The sequence below is a fragment of the Rugamonas sp. DEMB1 genome, from assembly GCF_029834475.1.
Lineage (GTDB): Bacteria > Pseudomonadota > Gammaproteobacteria > Burkholderiales > Burkholderiaceae_D > Rugamonas > Rugamonas rubra.
In genome coordinates this window covers 6,554,010-6,565,636 of sequence record NZ_CP122407.1, presented here as the reverse complement: position 1 = coordinate 6,565,636, position 11,627 = coordinate 6,554,010, and the positions used below count along the sequence as shown (strand labels likewise).

Sequence of the window (11,627 nt, the reverse complement as noted above, 5' to 3'; positions counted from 1 at the left end):
GGTTTTCCTTTGGGAAAAAACCCATTAGTATCACTTATCCTTTTTAATTTTTATAAGTACAGCTTATGGGAAACCTAGACTATCGGGCCTTGGCCGTGCTTGACGCGGTGGCCAGCCATGGCAGCTTCGAGCGGGCCGCCGTGGCCATGGGCATCAGCCAGTCGGCGGTGTCGCAGCGCATCAAGGCGCTGGAGGATGCCAGCGGCCGCCTGCTGATCGTGCGCGGCCAGCCGGCCGTGCCGACCGGCCTGGGCCAGCGCCTGGTCTCGCACCACCGCAACGTCAAGTTGATGGAGGCGGCGCTGGACATCGACCTGGGCAACCGGGTCAGCATGCCGGAAATCTCGCTGGCGGTGGACGCCGCCAGCCTGGCCACCTGGTTCCCGCTGAGCCTGCAACCGCTGCTGTCGCCGCCGCGCTGCCAGCTCGACGTGCGCGTCAGCGAGCAGGCGATGGCCCTGCACCTGGTGCACGAGGGCAGCATCTTCGGCTGCGTGGCCGAGGCGCAGGAGGCGCCGGCCGAGCAGCTCAACGGCCCCGGCGTGACGCCGCTGGGCCTGCTGCGCTATGTCTGCGTGGCCACGCCGGCCTTCGCCGGCCACTGGTTCGGCGACGGCTTCTCGGTCGAGGCGGTGCGGCTGGCGCCGGCCGTGGTGAGCGAGCGCAACCTGATGGCGCGCTTCCTGGCCGACACGGTCGACCTGCAAGGTCCGTATCCCCACCACAACATGCCGCTGTCGGCCGGCTTCAACGAGTGCATCCACGGCAGCCTGGGCTACGGCCTGATGCCGCAACTGCTGGCGGCCAACGCGCTGGCCAACGAGCGCCTGGTCGAGCTGACGCCGGGGCGCAGCATCGACGTCGCCCTCAACTGGCACGCCTGGAACCTGGACACGCCGTTCACCCGCGCGCTGTCCGAGCAGGTGGTGGCCACCGCCAAGCGCTACCTGCTGCCGCCGGCCTGAGGCGCCGGGACCGCCGGGGCGGTCAAATATCCAGTGGATCGACCTCCAGCGACCACTTGACCCGGCTCTTCATCGCCCGCAGCGTCTCCGTCCACAGCTTCAGGAAGGCCTGCAGCGCCGGCCGCGAGGGCGACTCCACCAACAACTGGGCGCGGTCCACATTGTGCACCCGCGTCATGCTCATCGGAATCGGATCGTTGATCGTGATGCCGGGATGCTCGACGCAATCGCGCGCCATGCTCAAAAATTCGATCGCCGTGGCCAGCTCGGCCGCCTCGGCGCGCAGCAGCGCCTGGAACAGATAGGGCGGCAGGTCGGCCTGCTCGCGCTCCTCCAGCAAGGCCGTGGCGAAATGGTCGTAGTCGTGGTTGACCACCGCGCCGTACAGCGGATGCTGGGTGTAGCGGGTCTGGATCAACACCTCGCTGGCGCTGCCGCCCTCGGTCTGGGCGGCGCGGCCGGCGCGGCCGGCCACCTGCATCAGCTGGGCGAACAGGCGCTCGCTGGCACGGTAGTCCTGCGAGAACAGCGCGGTGTCCGGGTTCATGATGCCGACCAGGGTCAGCTTCTTGAAGTCGTGGCCCTTGGCGACCATCTGCGTGCCGATCAAAATGTCCACCTCGCCCCGGTGGACGCTGTCGAAGGCCTCCTGCGCGCTGCCCTTCTTGCGGGTCGAGTCGGCGTCGATGCGCAGGATGCGCGCTTCGGGGAACAGCGCCTGCAGCCCTCCTCGACGCGCTGGGTGCCGCGTCCCAGCGGCTGCAGGTCGACGTTGCCGCAGGTCGGGCAATGGCGCGGGATGCGCATCTCCAGGCTGCAATGGTGGCAGCGCAGGCGGTGCTCCGGCTTGTGCAGCACCATGAACGAGGTGCAGCGGGTGCATTCGCTGATCCAGCCGCAGGATTCGCAGCAGATCACCGGCGAGTAGCCGCGCCGGTTGAGGAACAGCAGCGACTGCTCGCCGCGTTCGAGGCGCTGGCGCAGCGCCGCCACCAGTTGCGCCGTCAGGCCGTCCTTGGGCTTGTCGCGCTCCATGTCGAGCAGCTTAACCTGCGGCAACACGGCGTTCTTGACGGCGCGCTCGCGCAGCTCGAGGCGGCGGTAGCGCCCGGTCTGGGCGTGGTGCCAGCTCTCCAGCGAGGGCGTGGCCGAGCCGAGCACGATGGGAATGCCGAGCTGCCAGGCGCGCCACACGGCCAGGTCGCGCGCCGAGTAGCGCAGCCCCTCCTGCTGCTTGTACGAGGGGTCGTGCTCCTCGTCGATGACGATCATCTGCAAGTGCGGCAACGAGGCCAGGATGGCCAGCCGGGTGCCCAGCACGATGCGCGCCTGGCCCTGGTGGGCGGCCAGCCAGTGCAGCATGCGCTCGCCCTCGGACAGGCTGCTGTGCAGGGTGGCCAGCATGACGCCGGGGAAGCGGGCGCGGATGTTGCCCTCCAGCTGGGGCGTCAGGTTGATCTCCGGCACCAGGATGAGGATCTGGCCCTGCGGCTCGCGCGCCAGCACCTGGGCGCAGGCCTGCAGGTAGACCTCGGTCTTGCCGCTGCCGGTGACGCCGTACAGCAGGGTCGGCTTGAAGCCCTTGGCGCCGCCGATGGCGTCGGCCGCCTCCTGCTGCGCCGGATTGAGCTGCGGCATGTCGAGCGGCGTGCCGTCGTGCACGGCGTCGTGCTTGGCCAGCTTTTTCAGCGCGCGGTCCAGCGCCACCGTGGTCAGCACGCGCAGGTTCTTCGGCAGGCCGGGCAGGGCCACCTCGCCCAGCGGCCGCTGGTAGTAGTCGGCGGCGAAGCCGGCCAGCGCCAGCCATTGCGTCGACAGCGGCGCGAGCTGCTCGCGCACCGACAGCGCGTCCTTGAGCTTGCCCTCGGGCACCTCGGTGCTGTGGGCGACGCCGACGATCAGGCCGACCACCTCGCGCCGGCCGAAGGACACCAGGGCCAGCTGGCCGATCCGCGGTTCGTTTGCGGCATCGCAAACCCAGCGGTAGTCGAAAACGGCGTTGAGTGGCGTATCGAGCACGATTTGGAGAATGCAATGATGGGGAATGCCGTGCATCAGTCCTGCCGATCTACAAAAGTCACACTGGGAATCATGGAAAACCGCTGGGAAAACCGTGCCCGCCGGGGCGCCGGAAGGTATCCACAGTTTGTGTGGATAACTTTGTGGACAAAGGAAAATTAATACGGAGAAACGGCCCCCGATGTGCTCCCCAGTATCGTAAACCGGGCAAAAAATCGAAATTATTTCCCTTTAAAATCAACAACTTGGAAAATGCCTCCTAGGGGATGGGAAATTTCCGTTTTTTCCCCGCCGCTGTGCATAAGTGAAGTATTTAGGTCGCAATTTTGCGCGAAATCAAGTGTTTTTTGAACCCGGGCGAAAAAGTTATCCACTGATGCGGCGCGGCATGGATGCGGCCGGGCGATCAGCATTCTACACATGCCTTCGCATCAAGGTTTGTTTAAGGACAAGCGAAATATCGCGCCAAAAATCGTGCCGGCGGATAGTGCAGCGCAACATGAACCTCGTCCGAAACCTCAACTTGACGGCTAAGTAGCGGTTTACTAAGTACTTTTCATTTTTATCCACAGTTTGTGTGGATAACTTTGTGGACAATGAGTAAATAAGCCCTTACTACCCTTGGGATAAGGTTTACAACTTACTAAAACTTGGTCAAAAGACCAATAATTAAACTGTTTAAAATCAATTACTTGACAGTTTCTTCAGAGTGGAAGGAATTGTTCTGCCTGTTATTTCCGCAGTAAAAAAAATTGTGCATAAGTCGGTTTTCAGGGCTAGACAACAGGATGAAAAAAGGGCACGTTTCAGCCGAAACGTGCCCCTTGTTCGGCAACTACATCAGCCCGCGCGTTGCGCCCGGCTCTGTGTGTGCACCGCTTCGACCATCGCCGCCACCGCCTCGGGCTGGGTGAACTGCGAGATGCCGTGGCCCAGGTTGAAGACGTGGCCGCTGCCCTCGGCCGGCTTGCCGAAGGCGGCCAGCACCTTGGCCACCTCGGCGCCGATCTGCTCGGGGTTGGCGAACAGGATGGCCGGGTCCAGGTTGCCCTGCAGGCCGACCTTGTGGCCGACCAGCGCGCGCGCCTTGGCCAGGTCGACGGTCCAGTCCAGGCCGACGGCGTCGGCGCCGATGTCGGCGATCTGCTCGATCCACTGGCCGCCGCCCTTGGTGAAGACGATGGCCGGGATCTTGACGCCGTCCTTGTCGCGCTTGAGCTGGGCCACCACCTGCTGCATATAGCGCAGCGAGAACTCCTGGTAGGCGCCGTCGGCCAGCGCGCCGCCCCAGGAGTCGAAGATCATCACGGCCTGGGCGCCGGCGTCGATCTGGGCGTTCAGGTAGTCGGCCACCGAGCGGGCGTTGATGGCCAGGATGTGGTGCATCAGCTCGGGGCGGTTGTACAACATCTTCTTAATCGTGTGGAACTCGCGCGAGCCCTGGCCCTCGACCATGTAGCAGGCCAGCGTCCACGGGCTGCCGGAGAAGCCGATCAGCGGCACGCGGCCGTTCAATTCGGTGCGGATCTGGGTGACCGCCTTGAACACGTAGTCCAGCGAGTCCGGCTCGGGGGCGCGCAGCGCCATCACGTCCTGCTCGGTGCGCAGCGGACGCTCGAACTTCGGTCCCTCGCCGTCGACGAAGTACAGGCCCAGGCCCATCGCGTCCGGCACCGTCAGGATGTCGGAGAACAGGATCGCCGCGTCGAGCGGGAAGCGGTCGATCGGCTGCAGCGTCACCTCGGTGGCGTAGTCGGGATTTTTCGCCAGGCCGAGGAAGGAGCCGGCCCGCTCGCGGGTGGCGCGGTACTCGGGCAGGTAGCGGCCGGCCTGGCGCATCAGCCAGACAGGCGTGTATTCGGTGGGCTGGCGCAGCAGCGCGCGCAAGAAGGTGTCGTTCTGGAGCGGGGCGAATTGTGGCATGAATGGCAGTCGGAGCTGGAGGAAAGACGCTATTATCGCACCCCCCGGCCGGTTTTTACGCATTCCCGACCGCCCGGCCCGGCCAAGTTTCGCTGGAAGATTGTCCTTCCTTTCACTATGATGCCTAGCAGCCCGCGCCGCGAACCGGCCATCCCACCCTCTGGAGCGACCATGACCACCGATACCGCCACCGACCACGCCGTCCCCACCAGCGCCAGCGCCCCCTTCGGCACCTGGCCGTCGAGCATCGGCGCGGCGCGCGTGGCGGCCGGCGCCACGCCGCTGAGCCAGTTGGCGCTGGGCGGCGCCGACGGCGCCGACATCTTCTGGCTGGCCGGCCGCGCCGCCGAGGCGGGCCGCAACACCCTGCTGCGCCACCACGGCGCGCGCAGCGACGAGCTGACCCCGGCGCCCTTCAACGTGCGCAGCCGGGTCCACGAATACGGCGGCGGCGCCTACGCGGTCGACGGCGCCAGCGTCTACTTCTCGCATTTCGCCGACAACCTGCTGTACCGCTGCGAGGTGGACGGCGACGGCGACGCCGCGCCGCGGGCGCTGACCCGGCCCGGCCGCCAGCGCCACGCCGACTTCGTCGTCGACCGCCGCCGCCAACGCCTGATCAGCGTGCGCGAGCTGCACGGCGAGGGCGCGGCGCAGCCGGACAACTGCCTGTGCGCCATCGGCGCCGACGGCGCCGAGACCGTGCTGGCCCAGGGCCACGACTTCTACGCCGCGCCGCGCCTGTCGCCGGACGGCCGCGCGCTGGCCTGGCTGAGCTGGGACCACCCGCGCATGCCGTGGCAGGGCAGCGAGCTGTGGCTGGCCGCCGTCAACGACGACGGCAGCCTGGACGCGCCCACGCTGGTCGCCGGCGGCGCCGAGGAGGCCATCTGCCAGCCGGAATGGTCGCCCGACAACCGCCTGCACTTCGTCTCCGACCGCAGCGGCTGGTGGAACCTGTACCGCCTCGACCAAGCGGGCGGCCAAGCGGACGGCGGCCGCCGCGTCGAGGCGCTGTGCCCGATGCAGGCCGAATTCGCCACGCCGCACTGGACCTTCGGCGGCTCGATGTACGGCTTCCGCTCGGCCGGCGAGATCATCTGCACCTACATCGAGCAGGGCGTCAGCCGGCTCGGCCGCCTGCTGCTGGGCAGCGGCAAGCTGGAGGCCATCGCCAACCCCTACCAGGAGATCCGCGAGCTGCGCGTCGGCCCCGGCTTCGTCGTCCTGCTGGGCGGCGGCCCGACCATCGCGCTGGAACTGGCGCGCATCGAGTTCACCAGCGAGGAGGTGGAGGTGCTGGCGCAGTCGATCGCCGAGCTGCCCGCCACCGCCGACCTGTCGCTGCCGGCCAGCATCCGCTACCCCAGCGCCAACGGCCGCGAATCGCACGCCTTCTTCTACCCGCCCTGCAACAGCCGGGTGCACGGAGCGGCCGGCGAGCTGCCGCCGGTGATCGTCATCGGCCACGGCGGCCCGACCGGCATGACCACCAACACCTTGAAGCTGGCCACCCAGTTCTGGACCAGCCGCGGCTTCGGCGTGCTCGACGTGAACTACGGCGGCAGCAGCGGCTTCGGCCGCGCCTACCGCGACGCCCTCAAGGGCCAGTGGGGCGTGGTCGACGTCGAGGACTGCATCGCCGGCGCGCGGGCGCTGGTGGCGCGCGGCCTGGCCGACGGCGAACGGCTGATCATCCGCGGCGGCAGCGCCGGCGGCCTGACCACCTTGTGCGCGCTGACCTTCCACGACGTTTTCAAGCTCGGCGCCAGCTACTACGGCGTGTCCGACCTGAAGGGACTGGACCTGGACTCGCACAAGTTCGAATCGCACTACAACGCCTACCTGATCGCGCCGCAGCCGGCCGCCGAGGCGCTGTACCTGGCGCGCTCGCCGATCCACCACACCGACCGCCTGGCGCGGCCGATGATCTTCTTCCAGGGCCTGGACGACAAGGTGGTGCCGCCGCAGCAGTCCGAGACCATGGTGGCGGCCTTGCAGGCGCGCGGCGTGCCGGTCGCCTATGTGCCGCTGGAGGGCGAGGGCCACGGCTTCCGCAAGGGCGAGAACATCGTCCGCACGCTGGAGGCCGAGCTGTACTTCTACCAGCGCATGTTCGGCCTGCACACGCCGGGCGCCGCCGCCCCGCTGGAGATCCACAACCTGCCGGACGTCCCGGCCGCATGACCACGGAAACCGCATGACCGACCCGCAACTGCTCGCCGAATTCGACGCCCTCGCCTTCAATGAAAAAATGATCCTGGCGCTGCTCGCCCTGCTCGGCGAGCCGACCGGGCGCACCAGCATCCTCGACCACATGCGCGCCGCCGGCTTCAAGGACCCGCAGGAGCGCACCTACAGCGCCACCACGCTCGACGAACCGATCCGCCACCTGGAGCGGTTGGCCTTCGTCAGCGTCGTCACCGGGCGCGGCTACGTCTGCAACCCCAAGCTGCGCTGGCCGGCGCTGCGCGCCGCCATCGGCGCCCACACGCTGGACCAGCTGTGCCACGCGCACGACGTGGTGGTGCCGCTGCGACAAAGCTGGAGCACGCACGAGCCGCGCAGCTACCGCGCCGGCGTGGCGCGCCTGCGCATGGCGCTGCTGCGCGGCCAGGCGCCGCAGCAGGTGGTGCCGCTGCTGAGTTTTTGCATGGCCAGCTACGAGGCGGCCCAGCTGCACCCGGTGATCGAGATCCTCGGCCGGCCCTTCGAGGCCGGCATGCTGGCGCGGGTCCACCCGCTGATGCAGGACGACGTGCTGACCCTGTTGCTCAACAACGCGCAGCGCGAGCCGGCCGGCGCGGCCCAGCTGCGCGGCCACGCCGAGCAGCATGTGCAGCGGCGCCAGGCGGCCGGCGACGAGGTGGCGCCGGCGCTGCGCCTGGGCCTGGCCGAGGACGCCATCCTGTGCGGCCGGCTGGACGACGCGGCGCGCTACCTGGAACGCTGCGACGGCGCCACGGCGCTGTTCCTCGCCAGCGTGGTGCGGCTGCTGCGCGGCGAGCACGGCGCCGCCGTGGACGGCTTCGAGGCGGCCTTGAAGGCGCTGCGGCGCGAGTCCGGCAAGCGCAAGCAGCTGTTCCACGGCATCGGCGGCCACCTGTACGCGCTGGCCCTGATGCGCGGCGGCGACGCCAAGCTGGCCAAGACCGCCGAGGCCTACCTGGACGCCGCCGTGCGCGCCACGCAGAACCACGACAGCGCCGTCTACCAGCAGCTCGACCTGCTGCGCCAGGTGCGCGCCGGCACGCTGCAGGCCGAGGCCATCCCGACCCGCGCCTGGGAGACCACGCTGCAGGCGCAGATGTTCCAAAGCCTGCTGTACTACTGGCTGTCGCTGCCGCAACTGGCGCAGCGCCGCCTCGAGCTGGAGGAGCTGGCGCAGCAGGCCGAGGCGGCCGGCTACCTGCTGCTGGCCGGCCAGGCGCTGGCCCTGCTCGGCCACCTGGGCGAGCCGGCCCAGGCCAAGCGCGCCGCCGCGCTGCGCGAGCGGCTCGGCTTCGCCGACCTGACCCAGTGGTTCGAGCGGCAGGAGGCCTGGCAGCGCCAGCTCACCGCGCTGATCAACCTGCACCAGCCGGCCGCGCCGGAACAAAGCGGCGCCGTGCGGCTGGCCTGGATGCTGGTGTACGACGCCCGCCACGGCCTGACCGAGGTCGAGCCGCGCGAGCAGAAGCGCGACGCGCGCGGCGCCTGGAGCAAGGGCCGCGCCGTCGGCCTCAAGCGGCTGCGCTTCGAGTCCGAGCAGATCGACTACCTGACGCCGCAGGCCCTGCGCGCCGCCGAGGCGATCAGCGTGGCGCACCGCAACTACCACTCCTCCGGCCTGGCCTACGAGGTCGACCCGCAGCGCGCCGCCGCCGCGCTGGTCGGCCACCCGCTGGTGTTCTGGCAGGAGGCGCCGGACACCCGCGTCGAGCTGCTGGCCGGCGAGCCGGAACTGCTGATCCGCAAGCGCGGCGGCAATCTGCACCTGAGCCTGCAGCCGGCCATCCCCGACAACAACTCCACCGTCGTCATCAGCCGCGAAACGCCGACCCGGCTGCGCGTGATCGCCATCGCCGACGAGCACCGCCGCATCGCCGCCATCGTCGGCGACGGCCTGATCGTGCCCGAGCACGCCGAGCAGCAGGTGCTGCAGGCGATCGGTTCGATCTCCTCGCTGGTGACGGTGCAGTCCGACATCGGCGGCGCCCACAGCGACGTGGCGCAGGTCGAGGCCGACGCCCGCCTGCACGTCCACCTGCTGCCCTACCAGCACGGCCTGAAGATGCAGCTGCTGGTGCGTCCGCTCGACGGCGGCGCCTACTACGCGCCGGGCGACGGCGCCGAGACCCTGATCGCCGACGCCGGCGGCAAGCCGGCGCAGACCCGGCGCGAGCTGAACGCCGAGCGCGAGGCCGAGCGCCAGCTGGTCGGCAAGTGTACTATCCTCGACGAGGCCGAACAGGACCACGGCGAGTGGCTGCTGGGCCAGCCGGCGCTGTGCCTGCAACTGCTGGCCGAGCTGCAGGAGCTCGACCCGGCCGGCATCGTGCTGGCCTGGCCCGAGGGCGAGAGCTTCCGCATCACCAAGAAGGTCGACAGCAAGCAGCTGCGCCTGGCCATCAAGAGCCACAAGGACTGGTTCGCCGCCAGCGGCGAGCTGCAGGTCGACGAGGAGCAGGTGATGGACCTGCGCACTTTGCTCGAGCTGGTGCGCAGCGGCAAGGGCCGCTTCATCGAGCTGGGCGAGAACCGCTTCCTGGCGCTGGCCGAGGAGCTGCACCGCCGCCTGTCCGAGGTGTCGGCCTACGGCGAGCTGAACGCCGACGGCGTGCGCCTGCACCCGCTGGCCGCCTTCGCGCTCGAGGAGCTGGCCGACTCGGCCGGCGGACTGAAGGCCGACCAGGCCTGGCGCGAGCACCTGGCGCGCCTGCAGTCGCAGACCGAGTTCGTGCCGCAGCTGCCCAGCACCCTGCAGGCCGAGCTGCGCGACTACCAGCACGAGGGCTACGACTGGCTGGCCCGCCTGGCCCACTGGGGCGTGGGCGCCTGCCTGGCCGACGACATGGGCCTGGGCAAGACCCTGCAGGCGCTGGCGCTGATTTTGTCGCGCGCGCCGCAGGGACCGACCCTGGTGGTGGCGCCCACCTCGGTGTGCATGAACTGGATCAGCGAGGCGGCCCGCTTCGCGCCGACCCTGAACGTCAAGCTGTTCGGCGCCGGCGACCGCGCCGACACGCTGGCCACGCTGCAACCGTTCGACCTGGTGGTGGTCAGCTACGGCCTGCTGCAACTGGAGTCGGCGCTGTTCGCCGGCGTGCACTGGCAGACCATCGTGCTCGACGAGGCGCAGGCCATCAAGAACAGCACCACCAAGCGCTCGCAGGCCGTCATGGCGCTGCGCGGCGGCTTCAAGATGGTGGCCACCGGCACGCCGCTGGAGAACCACCTGGGCGAGCTGTGGAACCTGTTCCGCTTCATCAACCCCGGCCTGCTCGGCACCCTGGACCAGTTCAACCTGCGCTTCGCCGGGCCGATCGAGAAGGCGCAGGACCACCGCGCCGAGGTCGGCGCGCGGCTGCGCCTGCGCCGCCTGATCCAGCCGTTCATCCTGCGCCGCACCAAGTCGCAGGTGCTGGCCGAGCTGCCGCCGCGCACCGAAATCACGCTGGAGGTCGACCTGTCGGCGCCGGAGATGGCGCTGTACGAGTCGCTGCGCCGCAGCGCGCTGGAGAAGCTGGCGGCGGTCGAGGGGCCGGCCGAGAAGAAGTCGATGCAGATCCTCGCCGAGATCATGAAGCTGCGCCGCGCCTGCTGCAACCCGGCGCTGGTGGCGCCCGAACTGGGCCTGGCCAGCAGCAAGCTGGCCGCCTTCGCCCACCTGCTCACCGGCCTGCTGGAAAACGGCCACAAGGTGCTGGTGTTCAGCCAGTTCGTCGACCACCTCAAGCTGATCCGCCACCACCTCGAGGAGCAGGACGTGTCCTACCAATACCTCGACGGCAGCACCAGCATGGCCGAGCGCAAGAGCCGCGTCGACGCCTTCCAGGCCGGCACCGGCGACGTCTTCCTGATCAGCCTGAAGGCGGGCGGTGTCGGCATCAACCTGACGGCGGCCGACTACGTGATCCACATGGACCCGTGGTGGAACCCGGCCGTCGAGGACCAGGCCTCGGACCGCGCCCACCGCATGGGCCAGTTGCGCCCGGTGACCATCTACCGCCTGGTGGCGCGCCACACCATCGAGGAGGGCATCGTCGAGCTGCACCAGCACAAGCGCGACCTGGCCGACAGCCTGCTCGAGGGCAGCGACACGGCGGCCCGCCTGTCGGCCCGCGACATGCTCGACATGCTGGCGCAGGGCCTGCAGCGCTAGACGCAACACGGCGGCCGGCCTCAGCCGACCGCCCCCGCCGCGATGCGCACGCGCAGGCTGAAGCGCTCGGCCACGCCGGCCTCGCCCTGCCAGGCGCGCCACTGCTTCAAATGCAGCTCGTGGCTGCCGGCCGGCCCGGCGCGGAAGTGGAACTCGCGCACGCCGGCGCCGCCGGGCGCGGCGCCGGCCTCGTTGTGCTCGCCCTCGAGCTGCAGGCCGGCCGCGCTGTCGACCGCCCAGCGGTAGCCGGTGCCCGGGTTCTCCCGCAGGCGCACGGTCAGCTCCTCGCCGGGCGCGAGCTCAACCTCGCCGCCGGCCTGTGCCTCGTTGACGATCATGCTGCGCCCTCCCCCGGC

At 69.2% G+C, this 11,627-nt stretch carries 6 protein-coding genes and 1 pseudogene; 3 read left to right on the top strand and 4 right to left on the bottom strand.

Going from position 1 to position 11,627, the window contains the following annotated elements; translation table 11 throughout:
• Window positions 1–65 precede the first annotated feature (65 nt).
• Complete coding sequence (locus QC826_RS30290) at window positions 66–965, top strand: ArgP/LysG family DNA-binding transcriptional regulator (protein ID WP_099414350.1); 900 nt, start codon at window positions 66–68, stop codon at window positions 963–965.
• A gap of 22 nt (window positions 966–987) precedes the next feature.
• On the opposite strand, the pseudogene QC826_RS30285 reads toward QC826_RS30290, so the two are convergent.
• The 3 genes and pseudogenes from QC826_RS30285 to hemE all read right to left on the bottom strand — a co-directional run bounded on the left by QC826_RS30285 (window position 988) and on the right by hemE (window position 4,907).
• Window positions 988–3,020: pseudogene (locus QC826_RS30285) on the bottom strand (primosomal protein N').
• A 185-nt stretch (window positions 3,021–3,205) separates the two neighbouring features.
• The gene (locus tag QC826_RS30280) at window positions 3,206–3,397 is read right to left on the bottom strand and encodes a hypothetical protein (RefSeq protein ID WP_279763729.1); all 192 of its coding nucleotides are present in this window, start codon (window positions 3,395–3,397) and stop codon (window positions 3,206–3,208) included.
• A gap of 427 nt (window positions 3,398–3,824) precedes the next feature.
• On the bottom strand, window positions 3,825–4,907 hold the full coding sequence (gene hemE / locus QC826_RS30275; protein WP_093389298.1) for a uroporphyrinogen decarboxylase: 1,083 nt from the start codon (window positions 4,905–4,907) through the stop codon (window positions 3,825–3,827).
• Between the two features lie 171 nt (window positions 4,908–5,078).
• Between hemE and QC826_RS30270 the strand changes: the two genes are divergently transcribed.
• Window positions 5,079–7,094 (top strand): alpha/beta hydrolase family protein, encoded by a 2,016-nt coding sequence (locus tag QC826_RS30270; RefSeq protein ID WP_279763728.1) that lies wholly within the window; start codon window positions 5,079–5,081, stop codon window positions 7,092–7,094.
• Between the two features lie 13 nt (window positions 7,095–7,107).
• Complete coding sequence (locus QC826_RS30265) at window positions 7,108–11,271, top strand: DEAD/DEAH box helicase (protein ID WP_279763726.1); 4,164 nt, start codon at window positions 7,108–7,110, stop codon at window positions 11,269–11,271.
• Window positions 11,272–11,291: 20 nt separating this feature from the next.
• Here QC826_RS30265 and QC826_RS30260 read toward each other — a convergent pair whose 3' ends face one another.
• Window positions 11,292–11,609: a protease inhibitor I42 family protein gene (locus tag QC826_RS30260; RefSeq protein WP_279763725.1), complete on the bottom strand. Its 318-nt coding sequence runs from the start codon at window positions 11,607–11,609 to the stop codon at window positions 11,292–11,294.
• Window positions 11,610–11,627: the final 18 nt, after the last annotated feature.